At 38.7% G+C, this 17099-nt stretch carries 16 protein-coding genes and 2 pseudogenes; 4 read left to right on the forward strand and 14 right to left on the reverse strand.

The features are described 5' to 3' along the window. Positions 1 to 107: 107 nt before the first annotated feature. From ACZ5WS_RS17125 to ACZ5WS_RS17160, 8 genes are all read right to left on the reverse strand, one after another. Positions 108 to 1079: a hypothetical protein gene (locus ACZ5WS_RS17125; RefSeq protein ID WP_464712087.1), complete on the reverse strand. Its 972-nt coding sequence runs from the start codon at positions 1077 to 1079 to the stop codon at positions 108 to 110. 74 nt (positions 1080 to 1153) lie between these two features. After that, on the reverse strand, positions 1154 to 1423 hold the full coding sequence (locus ACZ5WS_RS17130) for a hypothetical protein (protein WP_075170199.1): 270 nt from the start codon (positions 1421 to 1423) through the stop codon (positions 1154 to 1156). Positions 1424 to 1557: 134 nt separating this feature from the next. After that, on the reverse strand, positions 1558 to 2094 hold the full coding sequence (locus tag ACZ5WS_RS17135; protein ID WP_138608006.1) for a DUF7010 family protein: 537 nt from the start codon (positions 2092 to 2094) through the stop codon (positions 1558 to 1560). 122 nt (positions 2095 to 2216) lie between these two features. Next, positions 2217 to 3209: a hypothetical protein gene (locus ACZ5WS_RS17140; protein ID WP_464712088.1), complete on the reverse strand. Its 993-nt coding sequence runs from the start codon at positions 3207 to 3209 to the stop codon at positions 2217 to 2219. 85 nt (positions 3210 to 3294) lie between these two features. After that, positions 3295 to 3588 carry a hypothetical protein gene (locus tag ACZ5WS_RS17145; RefSeq protein WP_138608010.1) on the reverse strand — a complete coding sequence of 98 codons (294 nt, stop codon included), beginning with the start codon at positions 3586 to 3588 and terminating at the stop codon, positions 3295 to 3297. A 99-nt stretch (positions 3589 to 3687) separates the two neighbouring features. After that, a complete protein-coding gene (locus ACZ5WS_RS17150; RefSeq protein WP_138608012.1) occupies positions 3688 to 4083 on the reverse strand; it encodes a hypothetical protein in 396 nt (131 codons plus the stop codon). A 103-nt stretch (positions 4084 to 4186) separates the two neighbouring features. Next, the gene (locus ACZ5WS_RS17155; RefSeq protein ID WP_464712121.1) at positions 4187 to 4744 is read right to left on the reverse strand and encodes a GNAT family N-acetyltransferase; all 558 of its coding nucleotides are present in this window, start codon (positions 4742 to 4744) and stop codon (positions 4187 to 4189) included. A gap of 108 nt (positions 4745 to 4852) precedes the next feature. Then, positions 4853 to 5761 carry a DUF5677 domain-containing protein gene (locus ACZ5WS_RS17160; protein WP_464712089.1) on the reverse strand — a complete coding sequence of 303 codons (909 nt, stop codon included), beginning with the start codon at positions 5759 to 5761 and terminating at the stop codon, positions 4853 to 4855. Between the two features lie 324 nt (positions 5762 to 6085). Between ACZ5WS_RS17160 and ACZ5WS_RS17165 the strand changes: the two genes are divergently transcribed. Both ACZ5WS_RS17165 and ACZ5WS_RS17170 read left to right on the forward strand, forming a co-directional pair. Continuing rightward, on the forward strand, positions 6086 to 7357 hold the full coding sequence (locus tag ACZ5WS_RS17165; protein ID WP_008112587.1) for an O-acetylhomoserine aminocarboxypropyltransferase/cysteine synthase family protein: 1272 nt from the start codon (positions 6086 to 6088) through the stop codon (positions 7355 to 7357). A gap of 68 nt (positions 7358 to 7425) precedes the next feature. Further along, the gene (locus ACZ5WS_RS17170; RefSeq protein ID WP_464712090.1) at positions 7426 to 8085 is read left to right on the forward strand and encodes an NADPH-dependent FMN reductase; all 660 of its coding nucleotides are present in this window, start codon (positions 7426 to 7428) and stop codon (positions 8083 to 8085) included. A 16-nt stretch (positions 8086 to 8101) separates the two neighbouring features. Here ACZ5WS_RS17170 and ACZ5WS_RS17175 read toward each other — a convergent pair whose 3' ends face one another. The 6 genes and pseudogenes from ACZ5WS_RS17175 to ACZ5WS_RS17200 form a co-directional block, all read right to left on the reverse strand. Next, the gene (locus tag ACZ5WS_RS17175; protein WP_464712091.1) at positions 8102 to 8290 is read right to left on the reverse strand and encodes a DUF1289 domain-containing protein; all 189 of its coding nucleotides are present in this window, start codon (positions 8288 to 8290) and stop codon (positions 8102 to 8104) included. A 14-nt stretch (positions 8291 to 8304) separates the two neighbouring features. After that, positions 8305 to 8820, reverse strand: coding sequence for a hypothetical protein (locus ACZ5WS_RS17180; protein WP_010388878.1), 516 nt, complete (start codon positions 8818 to 8820; stop codon positions 8305 to 8307). A gap of 158 nt (positions 8821 to 8978) precedes the next feature. Beyond that, a pseudogene (gene hisE / locus ACZ5WS_RS17185) lies at positions 8979 to 9220 on the reverse strand (phosphoribosyl-ATP diphosphatase); the annotation flags it as partial. 90 nt (positions 9221 to 9310) lie between these two features. Next, positions 9311 to 10090: pseudogene (hisF, locus tag ACZ5WS_RS17190) on the reverse strand (imidazole glycerol phosphate synthase subunit HisF). Between the two features lie 482 nt (positions 10091 to 10572). Then, entirely contained in the window at positions 10573 to 13632 is a 3060-nt protein-coding gene (locus ACZ5WS_RS17195) for an efflux RND transporter permease subunit (protein ID WP_198522614.1), read from the reverse strand. Between the two features lie 10 nt (positions 13633 to 13642). Beyond that, positions 13643 to 14713, reverse strand: coding sequence for an efflux RND transporter periplasmic adaptor subunit (locus ACZ5WS_RS17200; protein WP_464712092.1), 1071 nt, complete (start codon positions 14711 to 14713; stop codon positions 13643 to 13645). A gap of 541 nt (positions 14714 to 15254) precedes the next feature. On the opposite strand from ACZ5WS_RS17200, the gene ACZ5WS_RS17205 reads away from it, so the two are divergent. Further along, a complete protein-coding gene (locus ACZ5WS_RS17205) occupies positions 15255 to 16262 on the forward strand; it encodes a catalase family peroxidase (RefSeq protein WP_464712093.1) in 1008 nt (335 codons plus the stop codon). Positions 16263 to 16278: 16 nt separating this feature from the next. After that, positions 16279 to 16818, forward strand: coding sequence for a cytochrome b (locus ACZ5WS_RS17210; protein ID WP_464712094.1), 540 nt, complete (start codon positions 16279 to 16281; stop codon positions 16816 to 16818). Positions 16819 to 17099 lie beyond the last annotated feature (281 nt).

Raw genomic sequence — 17099 nt, forward strand, 5'->3', positions numbered from 1 at the left:
ATAAACACAAGTCATTTTAATATTAGAATTTACTGAGTCAGCGTTGTTCAAATGCACTAGCTCAGTATGAGTTGGTAGTCGTTATGGTTATATTACCTATGGTCTGATCATTCATAAGGGTAAAGACTGCCATTTTGATAAATGTTTGCCAGCCAGTTATTTACAATAGTGTTGGCTTCACTGAGTTCAGTCTGTGAAAGCTGAGGGTATTGCCGTTGCTCAAACCATGCATAACGATTATATAGTTCACCGTTTTCCGTTATTTCCATCATTAGGCGATTTAATGCGTACGAATTTGCTAAGCTATTACCGCTGATTTGTTGCGAATGATACAAAGCCGACAATTTCATTAACGCCTTTTCACTGCCATGCTTGGCTGCTTGCTCTAAAAAAGCGATTTTTTGTAGTTTGAATGCATCGCGTTTTTTAATGTACTCCTCTCTGTTTTGTGTTTTAAAACCTTGTGATTGCATATAAAACTCTGCTGTTATATCAGCAAATGTTTGTTGCGCTGCAACAGATCCGTTTTGCGCTGCATCATAAAAATATAAATAAAACTCACGACGTTGTTCCTGATTAATTCCACTACAGTAATCAAATTTTTCTAACGTAGCATCAATTGCTTCACCTGCATAGGTATAATCAGCTATGGCTTCTAGCTTTGCTTGTAAGGCAAAATCATCAATAGGGGCAGTAAAGCAATATCTTAAATTGGCTGCAACAATATACTTTGCGTCAATATCGCCTTTGTCAGCCTTATTTTTTAAGTGCGCTAAATGTGTTTTTAGTTGCCCTTGTTGTTTCCAGCGTGGAATGGCCATTACAGCAAGTTGGTTATTTTGATCTTGTATGCCTTTTTCTATAGGGGCGATAGTGTTTTTATCGGATAAATCATCGAGTATTTCTTGTTTTAAACTAAGGGGGGGAGTTGCTTTTAATGTATTTGGTTCCTTTACCACTGAGTTGAGAGGTGAAGAGTGCGATAATCGGCCACTGCTATAACTTAGTGCAATCAAAAGTAATATTAAGGCTAAGCATAGGTAAAGCAAAACACCTAGAGTTTTATTATTTATTTTCAAAGGCTTGGTACCATTTATTTACGTTAAGTTAAAACAGATTAAATTCTTATTATTCTAAGTTAGCATGTTAGTTATTAAATAACTTCATCTTCATTAGCTGGATCACCACTTTCATCTTCGCTTTTAATTTGTTTTTGCTTCATTCTTTCAATTTTTTTTATTTCTTGAGGAGGAATAGGGTAGATTGATATTAATGGAAAAAAAGCTAAAAAGACCAATGCCCCCTTTGGCATTTTTTTGCTCCAAGTAACTAACTTAAACATTCCCTGAAAAACGACTAAGGCGAGTAACATTCCACCTAAATAATAAAATACTTCAATATCAATAGCGTTGAGTAAATCCATTTATCACTCCATCTTGTTATAGTAACTCAATGGGGAGAGTGCTGATGATATTCAAGAGTTAAATGAGTTTTGGTACTCATTTACTACTAATTGCCTTCTCTATGTTCAAATGATTTTAAGGACATTGTCAGAGTTTAGGTGTTTGTCATATCCCTGGTTAACATTTGATAAATACTTATTATATAAGTTAAAACAATAACGCATGAGATAGCTAAGATACTACTGTTAGGAAATAAATACCAAGCGGCTACAATTAAAATACTTCTTAACACAGCATGAATTAAGCCAACAGGATGTTTAACGATCCAAGAATATACTACCCAATGAAGTCCTAAGCCAACGCCTAAACTCAAAGGAACAAATTCAGGTGCATTTAAAAGTAATGGAATATGGACAGCCCAAAGAAGATTAACCATCACTATGCATAAACCCATTAGTTTTGCTAAAGGGTTGGATGAGGAAACTAAGTTCTCTTTTCTAAATTTAGCAATTAATAAGGCTATAGGAAAAATCCCGCCTGTTGCAAAGAGTAAAATATATATAGAAACATTTGCGCTAAATAGTGTACTTAGAAATCCAACTAAACCCCAAATTATGGTTCCAGCAACCGGCATTGAAATAGATCTGTTTGAAGATTGTTCAAATTCTTTTCTGTATTCATCTAATGTCAAAATACTCTCTCCTTGCTTGAGTTATGCTCAGACTTATTGAAGCACATAACTTCCAATATGAGCGTATACACGTGTGAAAAAACAGCGAAGCTGCGCACGTGCTTGTGACCCAGCGAGCGTTGTTATACCGCGATTTTTGCACGATTAACGGTGGTGATAAAATCTTCTGGCGAATTTACACCTAAATATATTTTTGTTTTTCCATTTATAGGAGAACAGAGTTTGATAGCAACATTAGGAACACCAAAGTAGTTAAATCGTTTTACGTTGCGCGAACGTTTCACAAACGAATTATTTAGACTTATTTCAGATACGTTCTTTAATGGTATGGTTAAAGGCGCATAAAGTCCGTAACGAATGATTAAGTTTATCCCATGGATTGAAATGGGGCGTTTACCAACGGCTTTGTATTCGGCTAAGAAAAATATAAGTCCAAACAACGTAAGCCCTGTTGTGATATTTGCGGCGATGCTTGACCATAAAAAATGAAGGAGTAAGTGGACAAGTGGAATTTCGATAATGATAAGGAGTATAAAGCCAAATAGGTTACTCTGAGCACCATCTTTTTTATCGTAGAAAAAATGCTGATCGCCACGATATGCGCTACTTTTTATTTGGGATGCAAAAAGTGCAAAGCTCCAGACGCGCCCTTCAATTGACAGAATTGAGCTGAACAGCGATGAGCCGAAAATTTTCTCGATAGGATTAGCTACGGCTAAATCTGGATCTTCTTTGTTCACAAGTGAAGCGTGGACAGCTAAACATACAGTAACTAATGCTGTGACTTCCAAAACAAGAATGATGGCTAAGACAAAATAACGGCCACTTTCGAGAAAATGGAAAATAACTTTATTTTGTTCGGGAATGATAAGGCTTCCTATGAACACAGAGGTACAATATAAAATAGCCGTTTTCAAAAGAGCTTTTTGTTTATCGGATTCGCAAAGAAAGCACAAAATTGGAAGTACCAAGAGTGTGTCGAGCATAAATAGCCACTCATATTTAGCATTTCCATATTCGTTAAGCGCATTTGACGATGCGTAATAATACCACCACCAAATCGATATAATAGTTAAAAACGCCAGTGGAATTTTGCTTTTTATGTTCGGTTTCATGACACTCTTTAAGCTGTTAAAGAAAGCTGGCTATACTTGAGCGAAGCGAACAGCCAGCTTTTTGTGTCCGCCCTGAAAACCCTTGTTATGTGTTGGACTCTTCGCTAGTACTCATTAGAACCAAGCGGAACTCACCAAAGTTTTTACCAAGAATTAGCTTTAATGGAATGATTGAAATTCCTAGGCCTATTAAGAAGCCAATGGGTTGAACAATTAACTTAATCGTATCAGTAGAGGCACCAAGCATACCTAGAATAAAACCTAAAACGCCACCGACAATAGCGCCAATAACAAAAGCTCCAATAATTGCTATGATGTTGCGCCAAATATATGACCACCAAATTCGAGCGGCTCGTTTCCATGTTATTTCTAATTCCATTTAATACTCCTTAGTTTGATTGAGATTGACACATAACGCCCCACTAATGGAGAAATATCAGTTGGTCAAAATATGCGACACAGGAACAAAAATCAACAGTTATTTGTCCCTGTTTAATGACTTATTAGGGGTAATTACCACCTTAAGTAACCATGCTAAAAATATTGCCATAAAAATAGCAAAGTAGTCGATTAAATACCCTTGACCATTTGAGAAATCACTAAAGGGAAAGGAAATTGTTATAGGAGCAATATGTGGAATTAAGCTATCACTTCCAACACTCCGAATACTCTGAAAAAGAAATAAGGTCATAGAAACTAATATTCCAGTACGGCTTCTTATAAAAGTACCATATGCACCATAAGCTGGTATTAATACATAAAGTACAGAACAAATGATCAACCTTTCAATATTCTCAAAGTCTGAAAATATAGTCACTCCCAAACCTATCAATGTAAATAAGGCCAGAATTGAACTAGCAACTTTGAATTTCACTTTACTTCTAAGGCCTTACTAATGGGCGCAAAAATGCTTGGCTAAACTCTGTAGCTTAGCGGAACCGAGCAAACGGTTAGCAGTCCCATGCTTAATACGCTTGTTATATTTCACGGTACTCGGACTGAATTAAACCAAAGCATTTAAGGTCGTGAAACTGGTTTTTCCAGTAACCACTTTGGCGTCTTACACCTTCCTCTTTGAAACCAACCTTTAGAAGTAGTGATTCAGATGCTAAGTTCCCCGGAACAGTATCTCCTTGTATTCGGTTAAGTTTACCGCAAGATAGCTCACCTAAAAATGCAGCTTTAACTATTCGATGGACTGCTTCAGTAGTCAAACCCATGCCCCAATACTGAGGCAATAAGTCATACCCAAGTACGGCATTTTTCATTTTTGGACTCCAAGTATTAAAGCCACAAGTTCCGATAAATTTATCTGTTTCTTTTAGGCGAATAGCCCAACGAACACCAGAGTTTTCATTAAAGCGAGAGTTAAAGAGCTCTATTAAGTTGCTCGCTTGTGATAATTCAGTGAAAGCTTCCAGATCATAGTATTCGACAACTGAATTGTCAGAGAATAACTCAAATAAGCTATTTGAGTCTTCTTTGGATAATTTATCTAACCTTAAGCGATTTGTCTCTAAAACTGGAAATGACAACCTGAATCCTCCTTGAAATATCGCCTCGTTAAGAGGCAAAAAATTGTTGGCTAAAATTAGCGACGAAGGAGCAAAAGCCAACTGTTTTTTGTCCTTTTAAACGACTTGTTAGAGTTCTGAAACTGTCAAATGCTGTAAAATTATGTCTTCCATATTTTCTGCAATATCTGCTAGTTCATCCATAACTTTAGTATACAAGCCCATCAAGTCTTTAACGTCGATATTAAATTTTGCTACAAACATAGCTGAAGAGTAAATGTGATATCTTACAGTCGAAAGAATGTAAAATAGAGAGTAAAAATATTGTTCAACCTCATGAGCTTTTTCCATACCATCAATATTACCAATTACGCGAGCCATAATTTTGTTAAGCACATCCTCTGCATCGTTATGAGCTTGAGAGCAAAGTGCTGTATATAATGTCCTATACTCCACTTCCTTACCTAACACTTTAAAGCGTTCAAAAATATTAGGCCATTTTAGATTACTGCTATCAAAATCTATATTAGCCAATTCTAAAGAAGCTCTTAAAGCATTTTCATATTCTACAAGAGCATTGTCTTTAGCCGTTATTTTTTGGTAATGGTATTTTTTGTTTTCATTAGACTCTTCAGACTGTTTTACAGATTCTTTCCAGCTTTTATTTTGTTTTTTCTCTGTCTCAAGATAATGTTTTAAGTAAGCAATTTGATTTCCCATAGAGTCGCCAATGCTCATGTATTCTAGGTTTACTGAACCTTCAATTGATGTTCTACAAAGAGCTTCAGATGAAGTTAGCTCGGCAAGAAGAAACAGGCTAATTGCTCCTGAACAATACCCATAGTTTTTTTCGTACATATCAAACATCGTGCCCCAGTATGGGTTTACACTTATTTGTTTAATATTATTATTAACAAGTTCATAAACTAACTTATTTGCTTGCTCAAAAAGAAGGATACAATTCTCTAAAGGAGGATTTAAATCCATATCAACGGATAGAGATTTTCTTTCTATGAATGATTCAACTAATTTGTCCATATGCTCCCTGGAACTCTAACAATTTAATAGTGCGCTCATCGCGCATATCTCTGCCAATGTCACGCTCACTTTTCTATTTTATATAGTTTTAACAAATTACCTAACATATTACTATCACTAAGTTTTTATTGTGTTTAATAGAAGCTTAGTGGAGTAATATGCGCGCTTGGCTCATTTTCTTGAATATATGAGCAAGCGGTAGTTTGAACACTTAGCTAGATACAGCGTTAAATCAAATCCCTTCAACATTCTTTAGTATATTTCATGTGCATTTTGTAACCATTAAATGCTACGTTAGGTGTAACTATATTGAAGGAATAAATTATGAAACTTGAGTCTTTAGCGTTGCACCATGGTTATGAATCTGAAGCCACCACTAAGTCGGCGGCGGTGCCGATTTATAACACCTCTTCGTACACCTTTGATAATACTCAGCATGGTGCTGATTTATTTGATTTAAAAGTGCCGGGTAATATTTATACCCGCATTATGAACCCGACCAATGCGGTACTTGAGCAGCGTATTGCCGCGATGGAAGGCGGCATTGGTGCGCTGGCAGTGGCCTCGGGTATGGCGGCGATTACTTATGCAATTCAATGTTTATGTGAAGTGGGCACTAATATTGTAAGCACCAGCCAAGTGTATGGCGGCACTTATAATTTATTTGCCCACAGCTTGCCGCGCCAAGGTATAGAAGCGCGAATGATTAAAGCCGATGATTTTGACGGTTTTGAAAACGCGATTGATGAAAATACCCGTGCGGTATTTTGTGAGTCGATTGGTAACCCTGCAGGGAATATAGTTGATATTGCTCGCCTTGCGAAAATTGCCCACAGCAAAGGGGTGCCTTTAATTGTAGATAACACTGTGGCTACGCCGTATTTATGTCGGCCATTTGAGTTAGGTGCCGATATTGTGGTGCACTCACTCACTAAATACATTAACGGTCATGGAACCGCGATTGGCGGTATGATTGTTGATTCGGGCAAGTTTGACTGGAAAGCCAATGCCACTCGTTTTGCGATGATGAATGAGCCAGATCCGTCGTACCATAATGTAGTGTATACCGATGCGTTTGCTGAGGCGGCGTTTATTGGTCGTTGCCGCGTTGTACCCCTTAGAAACACCGGTGCGGCGCTTGCGCCTAAAAACGCCTCTGATATTTTAATTGGCCTTGAAACGTTAGGGCTAAGAATGGATCGTCACTGCGAAAACGCGCAAAAAATTGCTGAATATTTAGAGAGTCACCCTAAGGTGCTTTGGGTTAATTACGCGGGATTAAAATCAAGCCCGTATAACGAAATGAGCCAAAAAATTACCAATGGTAAAGCGTCAGGTATTTTAAGTTTTGGTATTGCCGGTGGCCTTGAAGCCGGTACGCGGTTTATTGATGCTCTAAACATGATTTTACGTTTGGTAAATATTGGCGATGCTAAATCGCTGGCTTGCCACCCAGCATCTACCACTCACCGACAATTAAATGATGAAGAGCTGGCCAATGCTGGCGTTAGCCGCGATTTAATTCGTTTATCGGTGGGTATTGAAAACATTGACGACATTATTGCCGATGTAAGCCAAGCGCTTGATAAGGCCTAAATCGTACGGTAAATACCTCAAACTTTTTTGAGGTATTTATTCTTGTAATCAAAAAGGAGTGCCGTTACATGAAGTTATTAATTTTTCTCGGTTCGGTTAGAAAAAGTACCCCACCTAAGCCTGCGCGTTTAGGGGAGAGAGTAGCAAAAGCATGTGAGCGTTGTTTGCTTGAGCACTATTCTGAGCATGAAATAGAGCTTATTGATCCGCTCGATTACGATTTAGACCCTGTGTTTAAACCGCACTTTGCCTATACGCAGGCTGAGGTACCTAAACAACTTGATGATTTAGCAGCACAAATTAAAGCCAGCGATGGCTTTGTTATGGTGAGCCCTGAATATAATCATTCGATGAGCCCAGCACTCGCTAATTTGCTTAACCATTTTGGAAGCTCGTTATTTGGCTATAAACCCAGCGCAATTGTTACCTATTCTGCAGGGCAGTGGGGCGGCGTGCGCGCTGCTGTTGGCATGCGCAGCTTTTTAAGTGAACTGGGCTGTTTGCCGGTATCAGCAATGATCCATGTACCAAAAGCACAGGATGTGTTTATTGAAAGTGGTGAAGCAAACAATGCGGCAGAGCAAACATCGTGGGATAGCTATTTTTCGCGCACCTTTAATCAATTAATGTGGTGGGCTGAGGGCGCAAGCAAACAACGTGAAGCGTTAGATCCTAAGCAATTAAGCAAAGATTTTAAACGTGACCCATCACAGCGTAATGCGCCTTAACGGTTAAAAATTTAAGCTAGTCTTTTTTGGCATCTTCACGAGGGGAGGCCAATATTGCTTCTTTTTGTTCGTCAGTTAAAATAATCCAGTCGAATATTTCGTCGCTGGTGCGACCGCACCCAATACAGTAGCCCTTCATTCTATAACATTCACCGATACAGTCTGTTTTTAAATGAGTGAATTGTTTACTGGGTGTTTGGCGCATACATTCTCTCGTCATTATTTAGTGGCGACGGGCTTTCCTACTTCTAAAGAGGTCGACCAAGTTTTAATTTTTGATAACGTTTTGCTGGTATAAACAGAAATAACCGGCGACTTATCATCAAGTACAAAGGTAGTACGCAGCGACGTTTCTGACTCTTTTTGTGTTTCTAACCAGTTGTTTTTTTTAGTTAAACATTGGCGAGTGAGTTCAACTGCTTGTTGATGCATAGCTACCGCCTGCTGTTGATCTTTGTAGCTTTCTTGGCATTGATAGGTCACAGTTTGATTGTTAAAGCTAGTCACTTGGCAGTTATCGCCAAAAACGTTGTACTTTGCAGTCCACACATCTAAATATGAGTTTTGTACTTTGGTGTCTTTTAACGCATCAAATCGATTATCGAATTCGGTTATTAAGCCATCCATTTTTTCACAGGGCGTTAAGCTGTCTAATTTGGCTTTTTGCTCGCTGGTTAAACTGCTACAGCCAGACAAAATAAGACCAGTGAGTATAAGCGATATATAAGTTTTCATAGTGCGCTATCCTTCTGTAATAGCTATTCCTTGAATATTAGCTAAAGGATACCTAAGGGAGAGAATAAATGCTATTGAGAAGGCTGAATTAAAAAGAAAAATTATGGCTTGTTATAACGATGTGCGCCAAATAATGGCGCACACAGTAATCGTTATATTTACTTATGACGACCTTGTAGGCAAGCAGCTACACCAGTGAGCTCTAACCCTTGTCGTTGTAATAGTACAACAAGGTGATACAACAAATCGGCCGATTCGTTGTAAGTTCATTGTTATCGTGTTTCATTGCCGTAAGTGCCACTTCTACACCCTCTTTACCTACTTTTTGACAGCTACGGCTTAAGTCTTCTGCGAACAGTGACGCAGTGTAGCTTTTAGCGCTTCGCTGTTCATAAAGCCTTGCATTAAATTTCGCCAGAGCGGACATCTTGAACAATGGCAGGGATCATCTCGCTTTTAGCGAAAGCAACTTGAGTTTGGTTTTCTAAGGTTACTTGCATAGTCTTGCTGCCACTTGGTTATCGATTAAAAATTGTTTTAGTTCACCGATGTTTATCACGTTTTTGTGAAAAACACTGACTGCGAGCGTACCATCTACTTGGCTTTGTTGAAATACATCAACAAAATCTTGCATGCTGCCTGCACCGCCTGAGGCGATTAAAAAAATATCACATAGCTGGCGTATTTTGCTGAGTTGCTCGTTGTCGTAACCGTTGCGAACACCATCTTGGTTCATACAACTTAAAACGATTTCGCCTGCACCTAAGTCTTGTACGCGTTTAACCCATTCTTCGGTTTTATAACGGGTGCGGCTTGACGCATTAGGATCGCCAGTAAGCTGATAAACTAGATATTCACCGGTTGTTTCGTCAAAAAAGCTGTCAATGCCAACAACTACAGACTGCTTGCCAAACTCATAATGTAATTCTTTAATTAGCTCTGGACGCGCAATAGCAGGGCTATTAATACTGATTTTGTCAGCGCCACGTTCAAGCACACGAGCTGCATCGGCCACCGATTTAATACCACCGGCTACACAAAATGGAATATCGATATGGCGGGCAATGTTTTCCACCCAATTAACATCGAGTAAGCGTTTTTCAACACTTGCACTGATCTCGTAAAACACCAGTTCATCAGCACCGACTTTACTGTAAGCTTTAGCTAGGGTAAGTACATCGCCAACCACTTCGTGGCCTTTAAATTTAACTCCTTTAACGACTTAGCCGTCTTTTACATCTAAACAAGGAATTATGTGTTTTGATAACATGAGAATACCTAGTTTTTAAAATTTTGATTTGAAATAAAGCTGTTTTTACATTTATCGTTTGTATGACTAAATAGAAGACACATAGACTGCACTTGATATGTTATTTATTTGATAAATTTGAATAGTTAATTTAATGAATGAATCTTAATGCATTACTATGCAATGAATTCTTAGCCTCACCACATAATAGAACTCCGGCTATGATAATACTTGAAGCTAGAACTTAAAGTGATAATTAATGCCTTAAAAAAATATCCGCTTCAATGCTTATTTAAATTTATAAAATACTAAAATTAAAATGTTTATTTTGAAAAAGAATAACCGTATCTGAGGGCGTTTTTAGCAGCTATAAGGTTTGAAAGGTATGTTGTATATGCAGTATTTTTTAAAAGTTAATTGTGATAATTATATGAATTATTTTGCTCAAAGCTTATAAAAAGGCCATGACTTATTACTAAGCATGGCCATATTTTTGTTGGCGTTTAATTAGTTGCCTGTTCGTCTTGTTTAACATTCATAAAAATGGCGTATAGAACAGGTATTACGATTAATGTAAGCAAGGTAGCAAACAGTAACCCGAATACTAAAACCACAGACATTGATTGGAAAAATGCATCAAAATAAAGTGGAATAACCCCTAACACCGTGGTTAGTGTGCCCATCATTACCGGTCTTACCCGACTATTTGCCGAGTCGATAATGGCATTATATGCAGGTTTACCTTGGCGAATTTCCATGTCCATTTGATCTACTAATACAATGGCATTTTTAATTAACAAACCTGAGAGCGACAGTAATCCTAATATACCCATAAACTCTAGTGGTATTTGTGTGGTTACAAGCCCAAACACAACACCAATTAAGGCTAATGGCACAACAAGCCAAATAATAATTGGTTGTTTTAAAGCATTAAATAACACAATAACAATCAGCACCATGGCTAAAAAGCCCATTGGAATAGTTGAGGCCAACATTTCGTTAGACTCTTTCGATTGTCCGTATTCGCCATCCCATTCAAGTCGATACCCTTGAGGAAGGTCAATGGCTTCTATTTTAGGCCTTACCCGATTAAATAACTCTGAGGCTAGTTCACCCGGCAGAGGATCCGCTTGAGCTTTTATAGTCCATTCGCGGTCTTCACGTTTTAAAATGCCATCGCGCCAGACGGTTTTAAACCCATTGGTTACTTGCGCTAGGGGCAGTGTTTCACCAGTGATATTGCTTTGTACCTGAATGTTGCCAATATCGTTTATGTCGACACGTTCCGATTGTGGTGCTCTAACAATAATAGGAATGAGCTCTTCACCTTCACGATACTGTCCAACCACTTGACCAGAAAAGTTCTGTTGTAAGGCTTCAGCAACCGCTTTACGCGTTACACCAGCGCGCTGCGCATTAATGGCTGAGTACTGTGGTTCAATAACACTAATGCGTTGTCGCCATGTATCTTTAATAGACAAGGCGCCGCCATCATCAATTAATACTCCTTTTGCCTGTGCTGCTAGCTCTCTTAATACATCTGGGTCTGGCCCTTTAAATGTGGCTTCTATTTTAGAGCCCCCACCTGGGCCCATTACAAAGCGCCATGCTTTGCCTTGAGCATCAACAAAGTTATCGTCAATGTAATTTTGTACGGTAGGTAAAAGTTTATCTAGCTTTTTGTAGTCATCGACTTTAGCTAAAATTTGCCCGTAAGAGCTGTTTGGTGACTCACTACCATAAATAAGCATGTAGCGAAGCCCGCCGCCGCCAATAAGCGTTTGTATACCTTCAACGCCATTTTGTTGCTTTACAAATTTCTCTAACTTGAGCATATCTCTTTTGGTTTTTTCAATATCGGTACCTTGCGGTAGCCAAAAATCAACCACCATTTGTGGTGTGGTAGAAGCTGGAAAAAATCCTGATTTTACAAATTGAAATCCCCACATAGACACACTAAAGGTGGCAACTACAACGGCAATACTGAGCCAGCGATGATGCAGTGCTGACACCACTACCGATTGATAAAGTGCCATAAGTTTATTTGGCTTCGCTGAGCCTGAGGTGTCGTTATCTTGCTCTTTAAACAAGCAATAACAAAATAAGGGGGTTAGGGTAATGGCAAATAACCAGCTGTATAATAGAGAAATTAAAATAACCCAGAATAAATGACCGGTAAATTCAGCGGTATCACCTGGGGCAAGACCAATAGGCGCAAAGGCAACAATCCCTACTAAGGTACCACCTAGTAATGGCCATTTAGTTTGCTTGACGACTTCGCTAGCAATTTCTAACTTTTTACGGCCCTTTTGTGTACCAACTAAAATCCCTTCGGTCACAACTATAGCGTTATCAACCATCATGCCTAGCGCGATAATCAGCGCACCAAGAGAAATTCGATGCATGGGTATGCCGCTCCAATCCATGGTAGCAAGGGTCGCAAAAATGGTTAGCAGTAATACGGCGCCAATAATAATTCCTGAGCGCAAACCCATAAATAGCAGCAGGGTAACCATTACGATCACCAGTGCGACTAAAACATTCACTACAAAGTTGTCGACTGAATCTTGTACTACTTTACCTTGGTGGTAAAACTCATGCACTGTGATACCCAGCGGTCTGAGGTTTTCAGTTTGTTTTACTTTGTCATCAACGCGGTCAAATACTTTAACCACATTAGCACCCAAGACACTGGCGACCCCAAGTGAAATTGCAGGTTTAGAGTTATAACGGACTAACTTGGTTGCTGGGCTTTGAAAGCCACGGTATACATTGGCAATATCTTTAAGATAAATTGTTTTACCTTCACCGCTGGCACTAACCAATAGATTTTTAATGGTATCAACGGAGTTTATTTCTCCGGTAGGGTCGATAAAAATACGTTGATCGCCAATTTGAGTGTTACCAGCGCTCAATACAGCGTTTTGCTCATCTAAAATGCCGTAAATATTATTAATAGAAACGCCTAAAGAGGCTAACTCTTCACGGGCTATTTCTACAAATATGCCTTCTTGCTGCACGCCTGTCATAGCAACTTTGGCTACGCCCTCTACTTGTAAAATGTCACTTTGCAAATCTTTAGCGTAGGCATGTAACTCGTCGGGTGAGTATCCTTCGGAGGTTATTAAATAGCTTAAGCCATACACATCACCAAAATCATCATAAACTTGTGGCGTGCCAGTACCAGGCGGTAATGTTGGACGTGTGTCATTTATTTTGTTTCTGAGCTTAGTCCAAATAACTTGCAACTCAGATTTAGTCGGGGAAAACTCTGATTTAATCTCTACTTTAATTTCAGATAAGCCCGTAGATGAGGTAGATGATATAGTATCAACTTCTTGCAGTTCTTGAATAGCACGCTCTAGCGGCTCAGTGACCTCTTTTGCAACTTCTAGTGGGCTTGCACCTGAATACGAAACAAACACCTGCGCGGTTCGAATTATAAATTCGGGGTCTTCAAAGCGAGGCATGTTTTTATAGGATGAAAAACCAAATCCTAGGGTTAAAATAATGAGTATGGTACTAATTAACTTATTATTGATTGTCCATTTTGCTAAATCCATTACCGCGCTCCTATGCTTTAGTCCAAGGACGTACTTTCATACCCTCAGTTACATAGTTTGCACCTGCACCAACAATTACATCGCCGGCACTTAAACCGTCAGTGACGATGAGTTGTTCACCTATGCCATTTTCAATAGTCACGGGGGTTTTAGAAGCTTGCATAGTTTTAGCGTCAACCGTCCAAACAAAGTGTTCTCCGTTTTGTTCAAAAATAGCAAAGGTTGGCACTAATAAACGAGTTATATTTGAGCTGCTTTCACGGGTGATTTTTAGACTGGCATTCATGCCAGGCAATATATTAAGGTTATTTGGTACAGCAAAGGCAAATCGTACTTCATAGGTTTGGCTCGCTGAGTCGGCTTCTAAATTGGCTCGTCTAAATGTTGCAGGAATGGGAGCAGTTGATACATCTTGTAAAATTACTGAGGCTACATTGTTCTGCTTAGAATCTACTGTGGCCACGATAGACGCGGGAATATTTACCACCGCTTCCATTTCACCTTTACCAAATAAAGTAACAACGTGTTGCCCAGCACTTATGTTTTCAAGCTGCTTTACCGGTACTTCTGCAACAATAGCATCGTAAGGCGCTATAATTTTACTGTCAGATAATGCTTTTTGCGCTGAGTCATATTGCGATTCGGCTACTTCTTTTTTAGATTTTAGTTGCTCTATATCACGTTGTGAAATAACCCCATCTTTAACGAGCTTCAAACCACGTTGGTAATCATTATCGGCTGTTTCAAACTGAATTTTGCTCGACTTGACCTCATTAATAAAGTTTCGTTGTTCTAATACAGCAATTACATCGCCTTTGTTTACGTTTTGTGCAGCAATAACGTTAAGCGCTTCTAACTTTCCGCTAACCTGAAAAGCAAGCTTTGAGCTATTTATAGTGTCGACAGTGGCGGGGTAGGTGAGCGTTTTTGATTGCGAAACATCACCTATGGTTATTAGTTTAACCGCACGCGGTTCGTTTTGTTTTTGTGTGCTGACATCACTTTCTGAGCAACCGGCTAATAAAAGTAGAAACGTAATACTAATTAAATTAAATTGAGTAAAACAACGTGTTTTGATCATATGGCTTACCTTAAATAAAAAGTGCGTTGTTAATTTTTGGCATTTTTTAATCAGTAAAAATTATAAAATAGCCAATTGCGTTTATTTTCGAATTTACCTGAAATGTGTGTTATTAAACTATAACTACTTTAAAAGAAGCAGTAAGGTAGTAGGTAATAAATAACATTCTAATTTCAATAGTTTATTATTGCTGTACCGTTTTGTTTTAATTTGTATGATTTTGTAGAAAGCACCAAAAGTGCAACTTAATACTTGCTTTATGTTGGGCTAAGTATAATTAACAATCAGCATTTTAAAAGCAGACGCCTAAAATATTAGGTATATAGTATTAAAACCACAAACTATACTTTTTACAAATTAAATTGAAATATTAATTGCTTAGGAGCGGTCTTGTAAGAGTGATGTAGGTATTGCTTGATAAAAACACTTCAACTCAAAGCATCACTCAGCAATGGTTAGCCATTATTTTCGCGGGTAATTTTAACTGTGAAAAATTCCAACATAGTCATCAAAAAATAATCATACGAGGTCAAATCCTACCATGAGTAAAAAAATCATCTTAATAGCAATTATTAGCTTATTTTCCCTGACTATTTTGTATTTTACTGGCGCATTTAATCGTGACGCAGTGACTGCACAGCGTTTTGTTAATTTACAGCAAGGTGATAAAACCCATAAGGGATTTCGCCGAGCACACGCAAAAGGTATTTGTTTAGCAGGCTCTTTTGAGTCAACGGGTGAGCTTGCTAAGTATTCGCAAGCGAAGGTATTTGATTTAGGGGCCACTCCTTTTGTAGGTCGCTTTTCTATTGCGGGTAATAATCCAACTGCACCTGATTTAAAAGCTCCTGTGCGTAGTTTAGCGTTTTCTATAACTACTGATGATAACCAAGAATGGCGGGTGGCAATGAATACGCCTCCGGTTATGGCGGTAGCTACGCCAGAAGCGTTTTTTAAACAACTACAAGCACTTTCACCCGATCCGGTGACTAAAAAGCGCAGCCCAGAAAAAATTAAAGCGTTTTTTGCAGCACACCCTGAAAGTGCTGCTTTTAATAACTGGAAAGCAAGCTACACGCCAACCAGTAGCTTTGCCACTGAGCAATACCACAGTATCAATGCGTTTTATTTGATGGATGAAAATGATGAAAAGCATGCCGTACGCTGGATTGCTAAACCACAATTAAGTTATGAAAACATCCAACCACTTAATAATAATTCACCAGATGCGTTGCAGCTACAACTTAAAGACCAAGTAGCTCAGTCTTCGGTTAAGTTCGATATGCTGTTTAGTTTTGCAACCGAAGAAGATGATGAAAACAACCCAACTGTTTTATGGCCACAATCGCGCAAAACCATTAACGCCGGTACGTTAGTAATATCACGCTTGCAAGCACAAGAGGGTGGGGTATGTGAAAACATGAACTTTGATCCGCTGGTATTACCAACAGGTATTGAGCCAAGTGCCGATCCTATTTTACGTGCCCGTGGCGCTGCGTATGCAGAGTCATTTCGTCGTCGTGCTAAAGAAGTACTTTTAAATAATTAATCACAGGAACGAGTCAATGAACACTATTACTAAATACTCAGCGTCGAGTATGCTTATTCACTGGGCAATGGCATTAATTATACTTTCTATGTTATTTCTTGGTTTATCGATGGTACAAAGTTTAGCCGTATGGCAAGTAGAAGCTATACAACTACATAAATCGTTTGGTGTGTTAGCACTGATACTAGTTGCAATAAGATTAATTAATAAAGTACTGTATAAAAGCCCTGCATTACCCCAAAGTGTGCCTAAAGCACAAGCTTTAGCGGCACATTTAACCCAAGTGGGCTTATATGCGTCTATGATTTTAATGCCAATTTCAGGCTGGTTAATGCAAAGTGCTGACGAACGTTCTGTGAGCTTTTTTGGTATATTTACTTTGCCTAATTTAGTTAGTAAAAATATTGAGACCTATGCATTTTTTCGTGAAGCACATGGCTTAATTGCTTATGCATTTTTACTGTTTATTTTTATGCATGTAAGCGCTGCACTTTATCATGGTTTAATAAAGCAAGATGGCGTATTGGGTTCTATGTTACCGGGTAAGCATAAATAATTTAGTCAAAGTTAATTAGGGGCTGTTGACCTTTTGAGATTAAATTTGCAGCAGTTTGTTTGGTATTTAGGCAAGGAAGAGCCTAAGTAGTGTGAATATTCCACATAAATAGGCGATAACGCAGCATCAATGCCAAACAGGCGCTGCCCGAAGGGTTCTGCCTAGAGGCGATTTACTCTTTGTTGCCTACATGGATGTAGGTAAGGGGCGTGAGCAGGACGCGGAAGCTTTGCTCGGTTTTGACTTATTCTTACATGGATGTAAGCCAGTAGAATAACACA

It is taken from the genome of Pseudoalteromonas sp. 11L1, from assembly GCF_055397545.1.

What these genes read in the sequence shown, in the direction of transcription:
- ACZ5WS_RS17200 (WP_464712092.1), bottom strand. Translation starts at nt 14,713, where the DNA reads ATGATCAAAACACGTTGTTTTACTCAATTTAATTTAATTAGTATTACG.
- ACZ5WS_RS17205 (WP_464712093.1), top strand. Translation starts at nt 15,255, where the DNA reads ATGAGTAAAAAAATCATCTTAATAGCAATTATTAGCTTATTTTCCCTG.
- ACZ5WS_RS17165 (WP_008112587.1), top strand. Translation starts at nt 6,086, where the DNA reads ATGAAACTTGAGTCTTTAGCGTTGCACCATGGTTATGAATCTGAAGCC.
- ACZ5WS_RS17170 (WP_464712090.1), top strand. Translation starts at nt 7,426, where the DNA reads ATGAAGTTATTAATTTTTCTCGGTTCGGTTAGAAAAAGTACCCCACCT.
- ACZ5WS_RS17130 (WP_075170199.1), bottom strand. Translation starts at nt 1,423, where the DNA reads ATGGATTTACTCAACGCTATTGATATTGAAGTATTTTATTATTTAGGT.
- ACZ5WS_RS17145 (WP_138608010.1), bottom strand. Translation starts at nt 3,588, where the DNA reads ATGGAATTAGAAATAACATGGAAACGAGCCGCTCGAATTTGGTGGTCA.
- ACZ5WS_RS17180 (WP_010388878.1), bottom strand. Translation starts at nt 8,820, where the DNA reads ATGAAAACTTATATATCGCTTATACTCACTGGTCTTATTTTGTCTGGC.
- ACZ5WS_RS17175 (WP_464712091.1), bottom strand. Translation starts at nt 8,290, where the DNA reads ATGCGCCAAACACCCAGTAAACAATTCACTCATTTAAAAACAGACTGT.
- ACZ5WS_RS17210 (WP_464712094.1), top strand. Translation starts at nt 16,279, where the DNA reads ATGAACACTATTACTAAATACTCAGCGTCGAGTATGCTTATTCACTGG.
- ACZ5WS_RS17140 (WP_464712088.1), bottom strand. Translation starts at nt 3,209, where the DNA reads ATGAAACCGAACATAAAAAGCAAAATTCCACTGGCGTTTTTAACTATT.
- ACZ5WS_RS17160 (WP_464712089.1), bottom strand. Translation starts at nt 5,761, where the DNA reads ATGGACAAATTAGTTGAATCATTCATAGAAAGAAAATCTCTATCCGTT.
- ACZ5WS_RS17195 (WP_198522614.1), bottom strand. Translation starts at nt 13,632, where the DNA reads ATGGATTTAGCAAAATGGACAATCAATAATAAGTTAATTAGTACCATA.